At 73.5% G+C, this 18650-nt stretch carries 16 protein-coding genes, 1 other RNA gene and 3 pseudogenes; 4 read left to right on the top strand and 16 right to left on the bottom strand.

Features of this window, described 5'->3' with window-relative positions; translation table 11 throughout:
- Window positions 1-2 precede the first annotated feature (2 nt).
- From QFW77_RS05185 to mraZ, 4 genes and pseudogenes are all read right to left on the bottom strand, one after another.
- A pseudogene (locus QFW77_RS05185) lies at window positions 3-1787 on the bottom strand (peptidoglycan D,D-transpeptidase FtsI family protein); the annotation flags it as partial.
- Between the two features lie 43 nt (window positions 1788-1830).
- On the bottom strand, window positions 1831-2079 hold the full coding sequence (gene ftsL, locus QFW77_RS05180; RefSeq protein WP_425603279.1) for a cell division protein FtsL: 249 nt from the start codon (window positions 2077-2079) through the stop codon (window positions 1831-1833).
- A 14-nt stretch (window positions 2080-2093) separates the two neighbouring features.
- Complete coding sequence (gene rsmH, locus QFW77_RS05175; protein ID WP_280573279.1) at window positions 2094-3050, bottom strand: 16S rRNA (cytosine(1402)-N(4))-methyltransferase RsmH; 957 nt, start codon at window positions 3048-3050, stop codon at window positions 2094-2096.
- Window positions 3047-3493, bottom strand: coding sequence for a division/cell wall cluster transcriptional repressor MraZ (mraZ, locus tag QFW77_RS05170; RefSeq protein WP_280573277.1), 447 nt, complete (start codon window positions 3491-3493; stop codon window positions 3047-3049). Before mraZ ends, rsmH begins: the two co-directional genes overlap by 4 nt.
- A 406-nt stretch (window positions 3494-3899) precedes the next feature.
- Here mraZ and QFW77_RS05165 point away from each other — a divergent pair.
- A pseudogene (locus QFW77_RS05165) lies at window positions 3900-4097 on the top strand (OmpA family protein); the annotation flags it as partial.
- Between the two features lie 84 nt (window positions 4098-4181).
- Here QFW77_RS05165 and rnpB read toward each other — a convergent pair.
- The 3 genes and pseudogenes from rnpB to rsmI all read right to left on the bottom strand — a co-directional run bounded on the left by rnpB (window position 4182) and on the right by rsmI (window position 6324).
- An RNA gene (gene rnpB, locus QFW77_RS05160) (RNase P RNA component class A) lies at window positions 4182-4544 on the bottom strand.
- A gap of 339 nt (window positions 4545-4883) precedes the next feature.
- Window positions 4884-5468 (bottom strand): annotated as a pseudogene (locus QFW77_RS19115) (alpha/beta hydrolase); the annotation flags it as partial.
- Between the two features lie 16 nt (window positions 5469-5484).
- Window positions 5485-6324, bottom strand: a complete 840-nt coding sequence (rsmI, locus tag QFW77_RS05155; RefSeq protein WP_280573276.1) for a 16S rRNA (cytidine(1402)-2'-O)-methyltransferase — start codon at window positions 6322-6324, stop codon at window positions 5485-5487.
- A 58-nt stretch (window positions 6325-6382) separates the two neighbouring features.
- On the opposite strand from rsmI, the gene QFW77_RS05150 reads away from it, so the two are divergent.
- The 3 genes from QFW77_RS05150 (at window position 6383) to QFW77_RS05140 (ending at window position 9797) form a co-directional block, all read left to right on the top strand.
- Window positions 6383-7774: a penicillin-binding protein activator gene (locus QFW77_RS05150; RefSeq protein ID WP_425603275.1), complete on the top strand. Its 1392-nt coding sequence runs from the start codon at window positions 6383-6385 to the stop codon at window positions 7772-7774.
- Entirely contained in the window at window positions 7771-8166 is a 396-nt protein-coding gene (locus QFW77_RS05145; protein WP_280573275.1) for a YraN family protein, read from the top strand. Before QFW77_RS05150 ends, QFW77_RS05145 begins: the two co-directional genes overlap by 4 nt.
- A gap of 251 nt (window positions 8167-8417) precedes the next feature.
- Entirely contained in the window at window positions 8418-9797 is a 1380-nt protein-coding gene (locus QFW77_RS05140) for an FAD-binding oxidoreductase (protein WP_280573274.1), read from the top strand.
- 15 nt (window positions 9798-9812) lie between these two features.
- Here QFW77_RS05140 and thiL read toward each other — a convergent pair whose 3' ends face one another.
- The 9 genes from thiL to glyA form a co-directional block, all read right to left on the bottom strand.
- Window positions 9813-10778 carry a thiamine-phosphate kinase gene (gene thiL, locus QFW77_RS05135; RefSeq protein ID WP_280573273.1) on the bottom strand — a complete coding sequence of 322 codons (966 nt, stop codon included), beginning with the start codon at window positions 10776-10778 and terminating at the stop codon, window positions 9813-9815.
- A gap of 49 nt (window positions 10779-10827) precedes the next feature.
- On the bottom strand, window positions 10828-11292 hold the full coding sequence (nusB, locus tag QFW77_RS05130; protein ID WP_280573272.1) for a transcription antitermination factor NusB: 465 nt from the start codon (window positions 11290-11292) through the stop codon (window positions 10828-10830).
- Window positions 11293-11338: 46 nt separating this feature from the next.
- Complete coding sequence (gene ribH, locus QFW77_RS05125; RefSeq protein WP_280573271.1) at window positions 11339-11806, bottom strand: 6,7-dimethyl-8-ribityllumazine synthase; 468 nt, start codon at window positions 11804-11806, stop codon at window positions 11339-11341.
- An 84-nt stretch (window positions 11807-11890) separates the two neighbouring features.
- Window positions 11891-12997, bottom strand: a complete 1107-nt coding sequence (gene ribB / locus QFW77_RS05120) for a 3,4-dihydroxy-2-butanone-4-phosphate synthase (protein WP_280573270.1) — start codon at window positions 12995-12997, stop codon at window positions 11891-11893.
- A gap of 186 nt (window positions 12998-13183) precedes the next feature.
- A complete protein-coding gene (locus QFW77_RS05115) occupies window positions 13184-13777 on the bottom strand; it encodes a riboflavin synthase (protein WP_280573269.1) in 594 nt (197 codons plus the stop codon).
- Between the two features lie 586 nt (window positions 13778-14363).
- Window positions 14364-15122, bottom strand: a complete 759-nt coding sequence (locus tag QFW77_RS05110; protein ID WP_280573268.1) for a class I SAM-dependent methyltransferase — start codon at window positions 15120-15122, stop codon at window positions 14364-14366.
- Between the two features lie 130 nt (window positions 15123-15252).
- Window positions 15253-16383 (bottom strand): bifunctional diaminohydroxyphosphoribosylaminopyrimidine deaminase/5-amino-6-(5-phosphoribosylamino)uracil reductase RibD, encoded by a 1131-nt coding sequence (gene ribD / locus QFW77_RS05105; protein ID WP_280573267.1) that lies wholly within the window; start codon window positions 16381-16383, stop codon window positions 15253-15255.
- A complete protein-coding gene (nrdR, locus tag QFW77_RS05100) occupies window positions 16380-16916 on the bottom strand; it encodes a transcriptional regulator NrdR (RefSeq protein ID WP_280573266.1) in 537 nt (178 codons plus the stop codon). Before nrdR ends, ribD begins: the two co-directional genes overlap by 4 nt.
- A gap of 126 nt (window positions 16917-17042) precedes the next feature.
- Window positions 17043-18296: a serine hydroxymethyltransferase gene (gene glyA, locus QFW77_RS05095; RefSeq protein WP_280573265.1), complete on the bottom strand. Its 1254-nt coding sequence runs from the start codon at window positions 18294-18296 to the stop codon at window positions 17043-17045.
- Between the last annotated feature and the right edge of the window lie 354 nt (window positions 18297-18650).

Genomic DNA, 18650 nt, shown 5'->3' with positions numbered 1-18650 from the left:
TGGTCCGCCTCCCGCGCGGCGGCCGCGGCACGGCCCGCATCGGCCTCGGCCTGCGCCGCCAGCCAGGTCTCGATGTCGTCGGGCGGCACGTCCATCAGCCGCAGCGCGCCTTCCATGACGTTCTTGAACACCGGCGCCGCCACCCAGCCGCCGCCGTAGGTCGAGCCGCCGCCGGACGTGTCCGGATCGTCGATCACCACCACCATGGAGAAGCGCGGGCTCTCCACCGGGACCAGCCCGGCGAAGAAGGCGACGTAGCGGCGCGCGTATCCGCCGCCGCTGGCCTTGCGCGCGGTGCCGGTCTTGCCGGCCACGTGGTAGCCCAGCACCGCCGAGCGGGTGGCGGTGCCGCCCGGCTCGGTGACCGTCTGCATCATCCGCATCACCTGGCCGGCGATCGCCGGGTCGAGCACCTGGCGCGATTCGTTGTGCTGGCCCTTGACGAAGGTCGGCGGGGTCAGCCGGCCGCCGTTGCCCAGCGCCGCGTAGGCGGTGGCGATCTGCAGCGGGGTGACCGACAGGCCGTAGCCGTAGGACAGGCCCTGCTTGGTGGTGCCGCTCCAGCTCGGCGGCGCCGGGAACAGGCCGGCCGCCTCGCCCGGGAACCCGCTCCGGGTGCTTTCGCCATAGCCGAAGCGGCGCAGGAACTCGTAGAACTGCTGGTCCGGCAGCCGCGCGACCAGCTTGGACACGCCGACGTTGGAACTCTTGGTGATCACGCCGGTGACGTCGAGCACGCCGTAGTTGCGGAAATCGCTGGTGCGGTAGCGCCCGTTCGGGATCCAGCCCGGGTTGGTATCGATGCGGGTGGTCGGGGTGACGATGCCGGCCTCCAGCGCGGCGGCCACGGTGAGCGGCTTCATCGTCGAACCGGGCTCGATCAGGTCGGTGACCGCACGGTTGCGGCGCGCGTCGCGGTCGCCGCCGGACACCACATGCGGGTTGTAGGCCGGCAGGTTGGCCATCGCCAGCACCTCGCCGGTGGCCACGTCCAGGATCACGATCGAGCCGGCGCTGGCGCCGGCCTCGGTGATCGCCCTGCGCAACTCGCGATGGGCGAGGAACTGGATCCGGCGGTCGATGCTCAGGGTCAGGTCGCGGCCCGGCTCGGCGGGGCGCACCAGGTCGACGTTCTCGACGATGCGGCCGCGGCGGTCGCGGATCACCTTCTGCGCGCCGGGCGTACCGCGCAGCCAGTCGTCGAACGCCAGCTCGATCCCTTCCTGGCCGAGGTCGTCGATGTTGGTGAAACCGAGCACGTGCGCCAGCGCCTCCCCCTGCGGGTAGAAGCGGCGGAACTCGCGCTGGCTGAACACGCCGGGCACGCCCAGCGCCAGCACCTTCTCGGCGGCCGCGGGGTGGATGCGGCGCTGCCCGGGCAGATACATGAACTCCTTCTCGGCGCGCTGGGTGACGGCGCGCGTGAGCGCGTCCGGATCGGTGTCGATGGCCTCGGCCAGCTCCACGATGCGCGCGGGGTGCTTGACCAGCTCCTGGGGGTTGGCCCACAGCGAGGCGACCGGGGTGGAGATCGCCAGCGGCTCGCCGTTGCGGTCGGTGATCATGCCGCGCGAGGTGGCGATCGGCAGCTCGCGCAGGAAGCGCGAGTCGGCCTTCTGCTGGTAGTAGGCGTTGTCGATCAGCTGCAGATCGACCGCGCGCCCGACCAGCACCACCGAGCACAGCCCGAGCGCGCCGGCGACCAGCGCCAGCCGCCCGCGCAGGTTGAATTGCGCGCGGGTGCGCGGGCGCTTGGCGTTGCCGCCGGGGATGCGGCGGAACCTCATCGCCGCGCTCCCGCGGCGCCGATGGCCGGGGCCGACCGCGCGCTCATGGGCGGATCACCACGATGTCGGCGGTGTCCGGGAACTTCATCCCCAGCCGCTGCCGCGCCACCTGGTCGATGCGGTTGCTCTCCGACCAGGTGGCCTGCTCCAGCTGCAGCCGGCCGAAGTCGATGTTGAGCTCGTCGCGCGCGCCCTCCAGCCGGGTCAGCTGCGCGAACAGCTGCCGGTGCTGGTGGCGCGCGTGCACCACGCCGATCGCGGTGATCACGTTGGCGAGCAGCAGGATGCCCATGAGGACGCGGGCGATCATCGCGGCAACTCCGCTGCGGCCGGCTTTTCGGCCACCCGCAGCACCGCGCTGCGCGCGCGCGGATTGGCGGCGACCTCCGCGGCACCGGCCTTGCGGGCATCGCCGATGGCGATCAGGGACGGCTCGAACACCGGTGCCGCCGGCAGGCGGCGGTTGCCGGGGGGCGGCTTGGCGTGGCGGGCGATGTAGCGCTTGACGATGCGGTCCTCGAGCGAATGGAAGCTGATCACCGCCAGCCGCCCGCCCGGACGCAGCGCGGCATGCGCGGCCTCGAGCCCGGCTTCCAGCTCGGCCAGTTCGCGATTGACGTGGATGCGGACGGCCTGGAAGGTGCGCGTGGCCGGGTGGATGTCGTGGCGGCCGCGCGGCATCACGCCGGCCACCAGCTCGGCCAGGTCGGCGGTCCGCGTCAGCGGCGCCTCGCCGCGGCGGGCGACGATGGCGCGGGCGATGCGCCGGCTCACGCGCTCCTCGCCGAAGGTCCACAGCACGTCGGCGATCTCGCGCTCGTCGGCGCGCGCCAGCCACGCCGCCGCGCTCTCGCCGGCATCCGGATCCATGCGCATGTCGAGCGGACCGTCCTTGCCGAAGCTGAAGCCGCGTTCGGCGACGTCCAGCTGCGGCGAGGACACGCCGAGATCGAGCAGCACGCCGTCGACGCCGTCGCGCACCGGCGCCCAGTCCCCCAGCGCGGCGAAGCTGCCGCGGCGGATCGTCACGCGCGGGTCGGCGCCGAACTCTCGCTCGGCGGCGGCGATCGCTTCGGGATCCTTGTCCATGAGCAGCAGCCGACCTCCGGGGCCCAGGCGTTCCAGCACGCGCCTGGCATGACCGCCGCGGCCGAACGTGCCGTCCAGATAGGCTCCATCCCCGATCACCCGCAGCCCCTCCATGACCTGCGCGACCATCACAGGAAGGTGGCCGGACCGGGCGTCCGCGCCACCCACGCTCACAACCTGAGCTCGAGCATGTGCTCGCTCAGATCCTCGTCAGAAATCGTCTGGCGGATCTGCGCGTGGTGCGCCTGCTCGCTCCACAGTTCGAACTTGTCGCCCATGCCGAGCAGCACCGCGCGGCGCTCGATGCCGACCGCGCTGCGGTGGCTGGCGGGAATGCCGATCCGGCTGCTGCCGTCCAGTTCCACGGGCGCCGCCGAGCCGACCAGGTTGCGCTGCATGCGGCGGTGCGCGGAGAGCGTCCCCGGCAGGGCATTGACCGCATCGCGCACCCGCTCCCACTCCTTCTCGGGGTACAGGAACAGGCAGCCCGACTCGAACGGGTTGTAGGTGATCACCAGGCGGTTGCCGCACACGCGCGCGACGAGATCCCGGTAGGCGGTCGGAATCGCCAGCCGGCCCTTCTCGTCGATTGTGATGGCGGTCTCGCCCTGGAACACAACAGTCCTGCCCGGAATGCCCGTCTGCGGCGGGCTTCATTGCCGCGGTATGCCACCAGATTCCCGGTAGCCCCACGAATTGCCACCTTATGACCCGTCCTGGGGGTTGTCAACAACTTTGCACAGGCAATTTCACCTGTTGGGTCAAGGACTTGCAGACGACTTCAGAGACTTGTTCAAGCTTTATCCACAACCCCCTGTTTCGTCTCAAATTTTGAGACGGTGATCATTCTCACGCTGCATGCGACGGGTTCAGGATGGCGTAAAGGACATGTGAAGGACACGACGCGGCCGCGGGCGGGAGCGAGAAGCGCCAACGCCGCCGCGAAACCACCAGACGCTCCGGCCATGAACGGCGCGCCGAGAGCGCCATCCCGGGCGCTGGGGTAAGAGGCCCGCGGCGCGCAACCTCGCGCTCTCCCAGCGGCGCGCGGAGGCGGTGGTCGCGTGGCTGGTCGCCGGGGCGACGGTGCCGGCGTCCCGGCTGCAGGCGCGCGGGTTCGGCGAAGCGCAGCCGGTGGCGCCGAATGCGGCCGCGGACGGCTCCGGCCACCCAGCGGGCCGCGCGCGCAACCGCCGGGTGGAGGTCGTCATCGCCCGCTGACCGGCATGGAGGTGCTGGCTCCGCCCGCCGCACCCCGGGGCGCACGCGGGCCACTGCGCGAACCGATCGCGGTGAGGGGGAAGGTGGCGGAGCCGGCCGATAAGCCGGGTTCTGTCGTGGACAGTCATTCCTCTAGGCGCAGCGTCACCGCTACGCTCGAGCAGCCTACCCGGACCCGACGCGGGCCACGTCATGAGGTCCCTATTTGGCCTTGCTCCCGGTGGGGTTTGCCGTGCCGGTCCGTTGCCGGACTCGCGGTGCGCTCTTACCGCACCGTTTCACCCTTGCCTGATCCCTTGCGGGCCATCGGCGGTCTGCTTTCTGTTGCACTTTCCGTCGGCTCGCGCCGCCCAGGCATTACCTGGCACCGTGCCCTGTGGAGCCCGGACTTTCCTCGGCATCCGCCGCCCCGAAGGGCCGGGATGACGCGACTGCCTGGCCGACTCCGCCACGGCCATTGTCGCACGCGGAGGCCACCGCCGGCGGACTCGTCCCCGCGGCCGGTTCAGCCGCGATCATCGCGATGAAATCCGCCAGCGCAGCGCCGAACCGGGGCGACCGCGCCGCATCCATGTGCCCACCGCCGGGGACCACCAGCAGGCGCTTGCGGCCCTCGGGCAGCGCAGTCGCGTCGAACAACGCCCGCGCCAGATGCGGCGGCGTGACCTCGTCCTCGCTGCCGACGACATACAGCACCGGCTCGTCGAGCCCCGGCGCGAGCGCCAGGTTGCCGCGGCCGGCGATCGCCTCCTCCGGCACCACCCGCCGGACCAGCATCCGAAGCCACAGGGGCTGGCGCGAGCGCAGATGCGCCGCCCAGTCCTCGGTGGTGGTGGCGGTGGCCTCGAGGATCAGGCCATCCAAGCGCCGCTGGCCGGCCACCTGCCCGGCCATGAAGCTGCCCAGGGAATGGCCATGGACCAGCAGGGGAAGCGCGCCGAGCGCGGGATCCGCCGCCACCCGGTCGTAGACCAGCACGGCGTCGGCCAGCAGCGCATCGAGCGTGGGGTCGCCGCCGCTCGCGCCATAGCCGCGGTGGTCGACCAGCACCACGTTGACCGGCACGCGGGCGTAGTTGCGGGCGGTGGCCGCTGCCCACCTGCCTACGGTATAGCCGTTGCCGCCGAAGTAGAGCACGGTGGCCCGGGCGTCGGCGCGCGACAGCCGCAGCGAATACAGGCTCGCACCGTCCGCGGCAGCAATGCGGTCCTCCGCGATCCGGTAGCATCCCAGTTCGGCGCGCAGTGCCGCGAGGTCGACCGCCGGGGCGGCACGCGGTATGACGATGTTGGACTCGCGTACCCGGTAGGTGCAGGCGCAGAGGCAGGCGAGCGCGGTCAGGGCCGCCGCCAGGCACGGGACCGGCCTCATCGCCGGGGCCTCCCGCTCAAGCCGGTTCCTGCCCGTAGAGCGCCTTGCGCGGCGCGCCGCTGAGCTCGGCGGCGAGCCGCGCCGCGGTCGAGGGCGGCAGGTGCGCGGCCAGCAGCGCGTAGACCCGGCGCCCGTGCGCAAGCCGCGCGTCGGCCGCGTCCCCGGCCCCCTCCACCAGCACCACGAATTCGCCGCGGCGCTGGTTCGGATCGGCCGCCAGCGCCGCGGCCAGCTGGTCGAGGCTGCCGTCGAGCACCGTCTCGAACAGCTTGGTCAGCTCCCGCGCCAGCACCGCCGGCCGGCCGCCCCCGAAAGACGCGCGCATATCGTCCAGGGTGTCGGCGATGCGGTGCGAGGACTCGTAGAAGATCAGCGTGCGCGGCTCGGCGGCCAGGCCGGCCAGGCGTTCGCGGCGCGCCGCCGCCTTCGCCGGCAGGAAGCCTTCGAACACGAACCGGTCGCTGGCTAGGCCGGCCACGCTCAGCGCCGCGACCAGGGCGCTGGGGCCCGGCACCGGGCTGACCCGCACCCCGGCCCGGCGCGCGGCCCGCACCAGGCGGTAGCCCGGATCGCTGACCAGGGGGGTGCCGGCATCGCTGACCAGGGCCAGCGCATCGCCGCCCTGCAGGCGCGCCACCAGCCGCCCCGCCAGCTGTTCCTCGTTGTGCTCGTGCAGCGCCAGCAGCGGCGTGGCGATGCCGAAGTGCGCCAGCAACTGGCGGCTGTGGCGGGTGTCTTCAGCGCAGACCGCGTCCACTTCGCGCAGGATCCGCTGCGCGCGCGGCGACAGATCGTCGAGATTGCCGATCGGGGTGGCCACCACGTGCAGCGTTCCGGCGGTTTCTGGGCCTGGCATGGTCTCTCCGCACTGGGGCGGTAGAATCCTAGCCGTTCTTCACCACGGACTGTGACCCATGCGGCGATCGACCTCCCGGATCCTCCTGCTGCTGGCCACGCTGCTGCTGGCCGGCTGCGCCTCGGTGCAGGTCAGCGGCCCGGCCACCTCGACCGCCCCGTCGGATCCCGCGCTGGCGGCGGCGGCGGCGCTGGCGCGCGAGCAGGTCGGGCTCAGCGGCCAGGCGCGCGCCGAGGGCGCGCGTGAAATCGAGCGCCTGCTGGCCGGGATCGACGACCAGACCCTGGCGCAGGGCGCTGCCGCCCTGCCGGTCGGCGACCCACTGTACGGCTTCGCCGGCCGCGCGCTGCTCGCCCGCAACCTGCCGCTGCCGCGGCCGTTCGATCTGGACGCACTGTGGAACGCGCACGCCGGCAACCGCCCGGCCGCCGATCCCGACGGCTACCGGCCGCCGTTGCGGCTGGCGGTGCTGCTGCCGCTGTCGGGGCACCTGGCGACCGCGGCCGCGCCGGTGCGCGACGGCCTGCTGGCCGGCTACTACGGCGAGCGCCGGCAGCGCCCGGAAGTGCAGTTCTACGACACCACCGGCACCCCGGCCGGCGCCAGCGCCGCCTACCAGCGCGCGGTCGGCGAGGGCGCCGATTACGTGCTCGGGCCGCTCGGGCGCGACGAGGTGGCCGCGGTGCTGCGCGACCCGGCGCTGCTGCGGGTCCCTGTGCTCGCGCTCAACCGGGTCGGCGAAGAGGCCCCCACCGGCAGCTTCAGCTTCGCCCTGGCGCCCGAGGACGACGGCATCGCCGCGGCCGACTACCTGCTGTCGCGCAACGTGCGCCGGGTGCTGGTGCTGAACGGTGCCGACGACAACGCTCGCCGCAGCGTCGACGCGTTCCGCCGCCAGTTCGAGGCCGGCGGCGGCGCCGTCAGCGACATGCTGGTGGTGACCGGAGAGACGCCGCCTGACATGACCGAGGCGCTGCGCAACGCCATGCTGAAGCCGGACGGCGCCGAAGCCGTGTTCCTCGGCCTGCGCGGGGCGCAGGCGCGCGCGATCGCGCCGCAGCTGGTGGCCGCCGGCTATGCCACCCGGCCGCGGGTGGGCACCTCGCAGCTCTACGGCAGCGGCAACAGCGAGGACGACGTGGCGTTGGACGGCATCGTGTTCCCGACCGAGCGCTGGACCGCGACCGGCGTGGCCGGGCTGCCCATGGCATCGAGCGTGGCGGCCGCACTCCCGACCGCGCGCGGTCCGGCGGCACGGCTGTTCGCGTTCGGCTACGACGCCTGGCTGATCACCGCCTTCATGGAACGGCTGATCGGCGACGCCAACGCGGAGCTGCGCGGCGCCACCGGCACGCTGCGCATCGACGGGTTCGGCAACGTGCTGCGCACGCCGGCCTGGGCCACCTTCAGCGGCGGCCACGTGGTGCCGCTGGGCGCGACCGGCGGGTGAGCCTGACCCGCGCGCGCGGCGACGATGTCGAACGCGCGGCGCGGGACCACCTGCTGCGCGCCGGACTGCGCGAACTGGCCGCCAATGCGAACTTCCGCTGCGGCGAACTCGACCTGGTGATGCTGGACCCGCCGGCCGCGGGCCGTGCCGGTCCCGGTACCGTGGTGTTCGTCGAGGTGCGCTACCGGCGTTCGGCCGGGTTCGGCGGCGGCGCGGTCTCGGTGACGCCGGCCAAGCGTCGGCGCATCGTGCGCGCGGCCCAGGCGTTCCTCCTCGGCCATCGCACGCTCGCCGATGCGCCCTGCCGATTCGACGTGGTCGAGGCCGACGGCGACCCGGCCGAGCCGCGGCTGCACTGGATCCGCGACGCGTTCCGCCTCGACGACCTGTAGCCGCCACCGCCGGAATCACCCCCCGACCCTGCCTGACCTCCCGCGGCTTCGCGGCCGTGGGTCGCTCCTGCGGAAAATGGGCACGATCGTCCCCACCCGTAGGAGCGTGCCACGCACGCGAAAGCCGGCGACGGCGGCCGACGCCCGGAATCACCGCCAACCCGTCCGAGCCACCCGCAGCCGTCGCGGCCTTGGGCCGCTCCTACAGGGTGATGCCCGGGCGCGTGGACCGCCCACCGTACAATCCGGCAATGTCTTCCGTCCCCGCCGCGCTCGATGCCGAACTGGCCGACCTGCTCGGCGCGGGCTGGCGGAGCGATGCGGCGGCGCTCGCCGCCCACGCCGGCGACGGTTCGCGCCGCACGGCCATGCCGCTCGGCGTGGCCACGCCGGCCGACCGCGGACAGGTCGCCGCCCTGGTCCGGGCCTGCCGCCGCCACCGGGTGGCGGTGGTCGCCCGGGGCAGCGCCACCAGCAGCACCGGAGCGGCGCTGGCCGGCGGCGCGGTAGCGGTGTCGTTCGCGCGCATGGCGCGCATCCGGGAGATCCGCGCCGACGACCGCGTCGCGGTGGTGGAGCCCGGCGTGCGCAACGGCGCCCTGCAGCGCGCGCTCGCGGCGCACGGGCTGTTCTGGCCGCCGGATCCCGCCAGCGCCGACGACTGCACCATCGGCGGCAACCTGGCCTGCAACGCCGGCGGCCCGCACACCGTGAAGTACGGGGCCAGCCGCGACAACGTGCTCGGCCTGGTGGCGGTGACCGGCACCGGCGACCTCGTCACCGTCGGCAGCGCGACCACCAAGGACGCCACCGGCTACGACCTCACCCACCTGATCGTCGGCAGCGAAGGCACCCTGGCGCTGATCGTGGAGGCGACCCTCAAGCTGGCGCCGGTGCCCGCGGCGCGCGCCAGCCTGCGCGCGCTCTACGACGACGCCACGGCGGCCGCCGCGGCGGTGGCGCGGATCATGGCGCAGCCGGCGACCCCCGCGATGCTGGAATTCATGGACGCCGCATCCATCCGCCTGGCGCGCGAGGTCGGCGGTGCGAAGATCGCGGAGGCCGGTGCGCTGCTGCTGATCGAGGCCGACGGCGATGCCGCCACCCTCCCGCACGTGCTGGATGCGCTGGAGCGCGCGGCGCGCGGGCCGGGCCTGCGCGCGCTGGAGCGCGCCGCCGACGACGCCGCGAGCGCGCGCCTGTGGGCCGCGCGCAAGGCGCTGTCGCACGCCCAGCGTGCGATCGCCCCGGCCAAGCTCAACGAGGACGTGGTGGTGCCGGTGTCGCGGATCCCCGAACTGGTGGCGGGCATCGAGGCGCTGGCGCGCGAGTTCGACATCCCGATCGTCGCCTTCGGCCACGCCGGCAACGGCAACCTGCACGCCAACATCCTCTACGACCCCGACGACACCGGGCAGGACGCGCGCGCGCGCGCCGCGCTGCCGCGGCTGTTCGCGCTCACCCTGGCGCTGGGCGGCACGCTGTCGGGCGAACACGGCATCGGCACCGCCAAGCGCGAATTCATGCGCGATGCGTTCGACGCGCCGACCCTGGCGGCGATGCGCGCGGTGAAGGCGGCGCTGGACCCGGACGGCATCCTCAACCCGGGCAAGGTGCTGCCGGAGCCGTAGGCGGCGGCCGAGGCGTCAGCCCTCGAAATGCTGGTAGCCCGCGCGATCCGCGACCCACTCCGCGCCCGCTGCATCCAGCGCGCGCACGCGGTCGCCGGCGACGATCGCACCGATCCGGGTCGCCGCGACGCCGGCGCCGGCCAGGGCATCGGCGATCGCGGCGCGGCGCGACACGGGCGCGGTGAAGCACAGCTCGTAGTCGTCGCCGCCGCGCGCCTGCAGCGCGCGGCGCGCGCGCTGCGGGAACAGCGCGATCAGCGCCGCCGAGGCCGGCAGCGCGTCGAGCGCGACCTCGGCGCCGACGCCGCCGGCGGCGCAGACATGGCCGAGGTCGGCGAGCAGGCCGTCGGACACGTCGATGCAGGCGCTGGCCAGACCGGCGAGCGCCCGGCCCGCGCCGACCCGCGGTTCCGGCCGGTCCAGCCGCCGGCGGAGCTCCCGGGCAGCCTGCGGACCGGCGGCGGCCGCGGCGCCCGTGCCCGCCAGCGCCAGCGCCGCGGCCGCGTCGCCGAGGGTGCCGGTGACCCAGACCTCGTCGCCGGCCATGGCACCGCCGCGGCGCAGCGCGCGGCCCGGCGCGACCAGGCCGTGCGCGGTGACGCAGACCGAGAGCGGCCCGCGGGTGGTATCGCCGCCCACCAGCGCCACGCCATGGCGCGCGGCGAGGTCGAGGAATCCGTCGAGAAAACCGTCGAGCCAGGCCGCGTCCGCCTGCGGCAGCGAGAGCGACAGCGTGCACCAGGCCGGCTCGGCGGCCATCGCCGCCAGGTCGGACAGGTTCACCGCCAGCGCCTTCCAGCCGATGTCGGCCGGCACGGTGCCGGCCGGGAAATGCACCCCGGCGTTGAGGGTGTCGGTGGCCAGCACCAGCCGCAGGCCGTCGGGGACCCGCACGATCGCCGCGTCGTCGCCGATCCCGAGCTCGACGTCCGGACGCGATGCCGCGCGCGCGCGGATCCGGGCGATCAGGTCGAATTCCATGCCGCGGCGCGACGGAGGGACGGGCGTGGCGGGGCTGGCGCCGCGCCGGTCACGCCTCCCCGCCGGCCCCCCGCTTCTCGACCGCGCGCCATTGGCCGCAGGCGCGATCGAGCACGCCGTTGACGTAGGTGTGGCCGTGTTCGGAGCCGAAGCGCTTGACCGTCTTCAGCGCCTCGTCGATGACCACGCGGTAGGGCACGTCCAGCCGGTGCTGCAGCTCGTAGGCGGCGATGCGCAGCATGGCGCGCTCGATCTGGTCCACCTCGTCGATGCCGCGGTCCAGGAACGGCTGCAGCGCCGCGTCCAGGTCGGCGCGCCGGGCCAGCACGCCGCGCACCAGGTCCTCGAAATACTCCAGATCGGCGACCTCGTTGGCCTGCTCGTGGGCGAACTGCGCGACGATGTCCCCGGCGGCACCGCCGGACAGCTGCCAGGCGTACACCGCCTGCAGCGCGCGGCGCCGCGCGCGCGTGCGCAGCACCGGGTCGATGCCGCCGCGCTGCGGCCGGCTCATGCCGGCACCCCGGCCCGCTCCGGCGGGGCCTTCCGCATCCGGCCGATCACGCCAGCTTCCCCATCAGGTCGGCCATCTCGATCGCCACCAGCGCGGCCTCCTCGCCCTTGTTGCCGTGGCTGCCGCCGGCGCGGCGCTCGGCGTCCTCGGCATGGTCGACCGCGAGCACGCCGTTGGCCACGGGGACGCCCGAATCGAGCGCCACCCGCATCAGTGCTTCCGAACAGCCATCGGCGACCTGCTCGTAGTGGCGGGTGTCGCCGCGCACCACGCAGCCCAGGGCGACGATGGCGCGGTGGCGGCCGCCGGCGGCCAGGCGCGCCGCCGCGACCGGGATCTCCCAGGCGCCAGGCACCCGGATCACGTCGACCGCCTGCTCGGCCACGCCGTTGTCGGCGAAGGCCTTGCGCGCGCCGGCGACCAGGGTGTCGCTGATGCGGGGATTCCAGCGGCTGGCGACGATCGCGAAACGCGCGCCTTCCGCGGCGCGCAGATCGCCTTCGTAATGGGACATCGCGGGTGGGCTCTCGGGTCGGCGGGACAGTTTAGAGCATGGGCTGCGGCGGACGTGATCCACGGAGGCGCCGGCGCGCGCCGCCTAGGGCTCGACGTACTCCACCACCTCCAGCCCGAACCCGGCCAGCCCGACCTGCTTGCGCGGGGTACCGAGCACGCGCAGCCGGCCGCAGCCGAGGTCGGCGAGGATCTGGCTGCCGGCGCCGTTGCGGCGCCACTCGGCCAGGGCCCCGGCGCGCGTGGGGGCGGTGCCGGCTCCGTCCGGCGCCTGCCGGATCCGCGCCAGCAGCGCGTCCGCCGCGGACGCGTCCTCCAGCAGCACCAGCGCCCCGGCCGGCTCGCGCGCAATCCGCGCCAGTACGTCGCCGGTGGCCGGGCCGAAATCCTCGCGGCGCCAGTGCAGCGCGTCGGCCAGCGGGTTCATCGGCTGCACCCGCACCAGGGTCGGCCGGGCGGCATCGGGCGCGCCGCGGACCAGGGCGAAATGCAGGCCGTGGCTGAGCCGGTCGCGATAGGTCAGCAGGCGGAAGCCGCCATGCGCGGTGTCGATCGCACGCTCGTCGATGCGCTCGATGGTGTGTTCGGTCTCGAGGCGGTGACGGATCAGGTCCTCGATCGAGCCGAGCTTCAGTCCGTGCTCGCGGGCGAACGTCTCCAGCTGCGGGCGCCGCGCCATGCTGCCGTCGGCGTTGAGGATCTCCACCAGCACCCCGGCCGGCTCCAGCCCGGCCAGCAGTGCCAGGTCGCTGGCCGCCTCGGTGTGCCCGGCGCGGCTGAGCACCCCGCCCGGCTGCGCCTGCAGCGGGAAGATGTGCCCCGGCTGCGACAGGTCGCCCGGCCGCGCGTCCGGGCGCACCGCGGTGCGGATGGTGTGGGCGCGATCGTAGGCCGAGATGCCGGTCGACACCCCTTCGGCCGCCTCGATGCTGACGGTGAAGTTGGTGCCGTGCGCGGAGGTGTTGTCGCGCACCATCGGCGGCAGACCCAGCTGCGCGCAGCGCTCCCGGGCCAGCGACAGGCAGACCAGGCCGCGGGCGTGGGTGACCATGAAGTTGATGTCCGAGGGCCGCACCAGTTCGGCGGCCATGATCAGATCGCCCTCGTTCTCGCGGTCCTCGTCGTCGACGATGACCACCATGCGCCCGGCGCGGATTTCGTCGAGCAGTTCTGGGATCGGGGAGAAGGGCATGGGCGGCTCGGGTTGGTAGTGATGGCGGCTGGCGATCGGTGATGGCTGGCTGCGTGGAGATGGTCCGGTCTCGGGTCTCCCCTCCGGGAGGACCGGATCCGGCGGATCGGGTCCGCGCAGGTCGCGGCGTGGCCGCAGCGAACTGCGCTGCGACCGGCGCGACAGGTCCCGGCCCGCCCGGCAGGGTCAGGGCGCGTGCAGCAGCCTCTCCACGTAGCGCGCCACCAGATCGACCTCCAGATTCACCGCGTCGCCGACCGCGGTGGATGCGAACGCGGTATTGGCGACGGTATGCGGGATCAGCGCGACCTCGAAGCCGGCATCGTCGACCGCGTTGACGGTGAGGCTGACGCCGTCGACGCAGATCGAGCCCTTCTTCGCCACGTAGCGCAGCACCTGGGCCGGCGCGGAGAAGCGCCAGCGCTGGGCGCGCGCATCGGGCGCCACCGACTGCACCCGCCCGACCCCGTCGACATGGCCGCTGACCAGGTGGCCGCCCAGCCGATCGTCCGGGCGCATCGCCCGCTCGAGGTTGAGCGGCGCGCCTTCGGCCAGCGCGCCGAGGGTGGTCAGCGCCAGGGTCTCGGTGGAAGCGTCGGCCTGGAAGGCGCGCGCATCGAAGGCGACCACGGTCAGGCACACGCCGTTGACCGCGATGCTCTCGCCGGCGCGCACGTCCGCGAACGGCAGGCTGCCGACCTCGATCGCCAGCCGCATGTCGCCGCCGCGCGGCGCGCGCGCGGCCAGCCGGCCGACCCCCTCGATGATGCCGGTGAACATCAGCGCGCCCCGCGTGCGGGGCGGCCGCGCAGGACGGTGATCGGATCGGAACGGAACGATGGGGACATGCGCGTTTCCCGCGGTGGAAGCGAAAACGTCCCGGGCGCGTGGACATGCGCGCAGCCGCCGGCCGCGCATGCCGTCTTCTTTCATCCGGACTGTGGGGAACGCTGCCCGGCCGCGCCGCGCATCGCTCCCGGACCGTCGGCTCCGGCATTCGACCGGATCTGCTGACCCCGCGTCGGCCCGGGAAGAGCCGCCGCAAGCGCTCGCGGGCTCGCGTAGCGGCTTCGCAGAAGCGCCACGCCTACCGCCGGTGGGGACTTCCACCCCGCCCTGAAGACGTCTGGTTGTGTCGTGGATCGCCGGCGAGCCGGCGCGGGCATTCTACAACGCCGCGGCTGCCGCCGGCCGCGACACCGTGTTCCATCCGCGCGCGTCACCGCCGGCACCGCCCCAACCGGCCGCGGGCCGCCCCGTCCGCAGGAGCGGCCCACGGCCGCGAAAGCCGCGGGCGGTTCCGACCGGGCGGGCGGCGATTCCGGGCGTCGGCGCCCACGCCGGCCTTCGCGTGCATGGCACGCTCCTACATGGGTTTGCGGCGGGCGTGGACGAACAGGGGCCAGCGCAGGGGCCTGCGGCGCTCCGGTTCGCCCCAGGCGGCGGCGATCGCAGGGGCGTGGCGGGCGACCGGATCTTCACCATGCTGCTCGCGAAAGCGCCTGGTCGCCGAAAAGCTGGCGAAGTAGGCCAGCAACCGCGCCAGCGGCCATTCGGCGGCCATCGCGAACGCCGGTACCGGGATGGCGGGAAACGGCCAATCGAAGCCCGAATACGCGCCGTCCACCAGCGCGCGCTCGGGCGGCCAGCAGGCGGCGATCTCGCCCCGGAACGCATCGACCGCCGCGCGCAGCACCGGATCGGGCTCGATGTCCTGGTAGCCCCAGGCCACCAGCACCCCGCCTGGGCGCAACACCCGCGCGCACTCGGCGAAGAACGCGCCCCGGTCGAACCAGTGCAGCGCCTGCGCCACGCAGACCGCATCCGCGCTGGCGCCGGCCAGGCTGCAGCGTTCCGCGGCCTCGACCGCGAAATGCACGTTGTCCGGCGCGCGCGCCTGCGCGATCTGCGCGGCGCTGGGATCGCTGGCGTGGACCCGGGCGAAGCGCGCCGCCAGGCTGCGGCTGGCCTGGCCGCTGCCGCAGCCGGCCTCCCACGCGCACCCGCGCGCCCGCGCGGCGGCGGCGATCCAGTCGAACAGCGCCTCCGGATAGTCAGGCCGCGCCAGCGCGTAGTCCGCGGCCACTGCGGAGAAGTGATCGTGGAACGGAGCCTGGCTGCTCATCGCGCGCTCCCGGTGATGGGTCGAGGCGTCATCGTCCCCCGCAGCCGCGTCCGGCGACGGGTGGCGAACTTCCGCCGCGGGCACGCGTCGATGTGGCGCCCGCGGCTTCGGCGCCGACCTCGCTCCGCCGCTAGCCCTGCGGCCGGGCCTGGCGCTGGGCCCGGGCTTGCGGCCGCAAACGCAGGCGCAGGTCGCCGCCCACGGCGCGGGTTTCGAAAAGTTCCAGCTGCAGACGCTGCGTCATCGCCTCGATCTCCAGGCCGGCGAACAGCGGCCGCGCACGATCCCCCAGCAGGACCGGGGCGACGTACAGCAGCAGTTCGTCGACCAGCCCGGCGCTCAGGAACGCCCCGGCCAGGGTGGCGCCGGTCTCCACGTGGACTTCGTTGATCTCGCGCTCGGCCAGCAGCCGCAGTACCGCGCCCAGGTCGAGACTGCTGCCGCTCGCCGGCACCGCGGCGCGCTGCGCGTCGATGCCGCGCGGGGGCTTCACGTCCGGCGCGTGCAGGTACAGGGTCGGCGCCTCGCCCTCGCGGACCCGGCCGCGGGCCACCGTGGCCAGCCCCGGATCCAGCACCACCCGCAGCGGCGGCACCACCTCGACGTCCCCGGGCAGGCGCACGGTGAGCTGCGGGTCGTCGGCAAGGATGGTGCCGGCACCGGCCAGGATCGCCCCGGCGCGGGCGCGCCAGCGGTGCCCGTCCAGGCGCGCCGGCTCGCCGGTGATCCACTTCGAATCGCCGTTGGCCAGCGCGGTGCGCCCGTCCAGGCTCATCGCCAGCTTCACCCGCACCCAGGGACGACCCCGCTCCACCCGCGAAAGCCAGCCGGCATTGAGTTCGCGCGCCTGCGCCTCGAGCAGCCCGGAGCCGGTCTCGATCCCGGCGGCGCGCAGCCGCTCGAATCCCTTGCCGTCCACCTGCGGGAACGGATCGCGCATCGCCGCGATCACCCGCCCCACCCCGGCGGCCACCAGCGCATCCGCGCAGGGCCCGGTCGCGCCGGTGTGCGCGCAGGGTTCCAGGGTCACGTAGGCGGTGGCGCCGCGCGCGCGCGCGCCGGCCGCCTCCAGCGCCACGACCTCGGCATGCGGACCGCCCTTGCGCTGGTGCCAGCCCTCCCCCACCACTTCCTCGCCGTGGACCAGCACGCAGCCGACCATGGGGTTGGGCCGGGTGGTATAGGCGCCCCGCCAGGCCAGGCGCAGGGCCCGCGCCATCATCGCGTGGTCGGTGGCGGTGTACTCCGGTGTCGTCGTCATCGCCGCTTCCTGCCCTTGCCCGGGCCCTTCTCGAACGGCACCACCTCGCCGGCCAGCAGCGGCAGCTGGCCCTCGCCCGGCAGTTCGCGCTCGAGCCGGTCGAGCTCCTCGCGAAAATCGGCCACGTCCTCGAAAGAGCGGTACACCGAGGCGAAGCGCACGAAGCCGACGTGGTCGAGCTTGCGCAGCTCGGCGATCACGAACTCTCCGACCCGGCGCGAGGAGATCTCGCGCTCGGTGGTCATGCGCAGCTGGTGCACCACGGCGCGCACCGCCGCCTCGATCTGCTCCTCGGATACCGGCCGCTTGTGCAGGGCGCGGTCGAAGCCCAGGCGCAGCTTGCGCGCGTCGAACGACTCGCGGCGCCCGTCGCCCTTGATGATCACCGGCAGCTTCAGCTCGATCGTCTCCAGCGTGCTGAAGCGCTCGCCGCAGGCCTCGCACTCGCGCCGGCGACGGATCGTCGCGCCATCCTCGGAAACGCGCGAGTCGATGACGCGGGTGTCGACGTGCTGGCAGAAGGGGCAGTGCATCGAGAGCCGTGATTGGTGATTCGCGATTAGGTGATTGGGAAACGGAAGACCGGTGGTTCGATTGGCGAGGAACTACGGCGAGCCGCTTCTACGAACCGCCAATTCCGCATTACCAATCAAGGCCTCTCAGCCATACACCGGGTACTTCCGGCACTGGGCGGTGACCTTGTCGCGGACGGCGCCGATGACGGCCTCGTCGGCGGGTGCGTCGAGCACGTCGCACATCCACCCGGCCAGCTCGATGCAGTCCTGCTCGCCGTAGCCGCGGGTGGTCACCGCCGGGGTGCCGATGCGCAGGCCCGAGGTGACGAAGGGCTTCTGCGGGTCGTTGGGTACCGCGTTCTTGTTGACGGTGATGTGCGCCCTGCCCAGGGCGGCCTCGGCATCCTTGCCGGTGATGCCCTTGCCGATCATGTCGACCAGCATGAGGTGGTTGTCGGTGCCGCCGGAAACGATGCGGTAGCCGCGCTCGACGATGGTCCTGGCCATGGCCCGCGCGTTCGCGACCACCTGTTCCTGGTAGGCCTTGAACTCCGGCTCCAGCGCTTCCTTGAAGGCCACCGCCTTGGCGGCGATGACGTGCATCAGCGGGCCGCCCTGGATGCCCGGAAACACGATCGACTGCAGCTTCTTCTCGATCTCCGCGCCCGCGCCCTTGGCCAGGACGATTCCGCCGCGCGGCCCGCGCAGGGTCTTGTGGGTGGTGGAGGTGACCACGTGCGCGTGCGGCAGCGGGCTGGGATACGCGCCCGCCGCCACCAGGCCGGCCACGTGCGCCATGTCGACGAACAGGATCGCGCCGACCTTGTCGGCGATGGCGCGGAACCGCGCCCAGTCGACCACCCGCGAGTAGGCCGAGAACCCGGCGACCACCATCTTCGGCCGGTGTTCGAGGGCCAGCCGCTCGACCTCCTCGTAGTCGATCAGGCCCTCGCCGTCGACGCCGTACTGGATGGCGTTGAACAGCTTGCCGGAGGCGTTCACCTTGGCGCCATGGGTGAGGTGGCCGCCGTGGGCCAGGCTCATGCCGAGGATGGTGTCGCCCGGCTGCAGCAGGGCGAGGTAGACGGCCTGGTTGGCCTGGGATCCGGAGTGGGGCTGGACGTTGGCGTAGTCGGCGCCGAACAGTTCCTTGACCCGCTCCAGGGCCAGGCGCTCGGCCACGTCGACGTATTCGCAGCCGCCGTAGTAGCGCTTGCCGGGATAGCCCTCGGCGTACTTGTTGGTCAGCACGCTGCCCTGGGCCTCGAGTACCCGGGGGCTGGCATAGTTCTCGGAGGCGATCAGTTCGACGTGGTCCTCCTGGCGCCGCCGCTCGTCGGCGATCGCCGCGGCCAGTTCGGGGTCGTAGCCTTCGATGCGGGCATCACGGGGGAACATCGGCGCTCCAGTCGTCCTTCAGGCCCCGCATTGTAGCGCCCGCCCGCGCCCCACCGCTCTCCGGCCCGATCGCCGCATCGTCCCCAGCGCATTCCCGGCGGTCCCGACCGACCACCGCCCACAGCTGCCCGAACGAGCGGCCCGAGGCACCTCGGGGCCATCGGGCGGGGGTGGCGCCGCAAGTCGCTCCCCGATACTCGCTTGGTTGCGATGCCACCCCCACCCGATGGAGCGACATTCGCCGGCGCTTCCAGAAAAGCAGGAACCGACGCGGCGAGCCTTGCCCACGACCCACGCTTTTCGGCCCGATCGCCGCACCGTCTCCAGCGGGCCGGGGGATGCGTGACAGCCAAG

The organism is Luteimonas endophytica, assembly GCF_029887875.1.
Classification (GTDB): Bacteria; Pseudomonadota; Gammaproteobacteria; order Xanthomonadales; family Xanthomonadaceae; genus Luteimonas; species Luteimonas endophytica.
The sequence above is the reverse complement of the archived record's forward strand: the minus strand, read 5'-3'. Positions and strand labels throughout refer to the sequence as shown.

Coding starts and splice junctions, on each gene's coding strand:
- nusB (WP_280573272.1), bottom strand. CDS start 11,292: ATGAGCCGGCCGCAGCGCGGCGGCATCGACCCGGTGCTGCGCACGCGC.
- QFW77_RS05115 (WP_280573269.1), bottom strand. CDS start 13,777: ATGTTCACCGGCATCATCGAGGGGGTCGGCCGGCTGGCCGCGCGCGCG.
- ribD (WP_280573267.1), bottom strand. CDS start 16,383: ATGACGACGACACCGGAGTACACCGCCACCGACCACGCGATGATGGCG.
- ribH (WP_280573271.1), bottom strand. CDS start 11,806: ATGTCCCATTACGAAGGCGATCTGCGCGCCGCGGAAGGCGCGCGTTTC.
- glyA (WP_280573265.1), bottom strand. CDS start 18,296: ATGTTCCCCCGTGATGCCCGCATCGAAGGCTACGACCCCGAACTGGCC.
- ribB (WP_280573270.1), bottom strand. CDS start 12,997: ATGCCCTTCTCCCCGATCCCAGAACTGCTCGACGAAATCCGCGCCGGG.
- nrdR (WP_280573266.1), bottom strand. CDS start 16,916: ATGCACTGCCCCTTCTGCCAGCACGTCGACACCCGCGTCATCGACTCG.
- QFW77_RS05110 (WP_280573268.1), bottom strand. CDS start 15,122: ATGAGCAGCCAGGCTCCGTTCCACGATCACTTCTCCGCAGTGGCCGCG.
- rsmI (WP_280573276.1), bottom strand. CDS start 6,324: ATGCCAGGCCCAGAAACCGCCGGAACGCTGCACGTGGTGGCCACCCCG.
- ftsL (WP_425603279.1), bottom strand. CDS start 2,079: ATGGGCATCCTGCTGCTCGCCAACGTGATCACCGCGATCGGCGTGGTG.
- QFW77_RS05140 (WP_280573274.1), top strand. CDS start 8,418: ATGTCTTCCGTCCCCGCCGCGCTCGATGCCGAACTGGCCGACCTGCTC.
- thiL (WP_280573273.1), bottom strand. CDS start 10,778: ATGGAATTCGACCTGATCGCCCGGATCCGCGCGCGCGCGGCATCGCGT.
- QFW77_RS05150 (WP_425603275.1), top strand. CDS start 6,383: ATGCGGCGATCGACCTCCCGGATCCTCCTGCTGCTGGCCACGCTGCTG.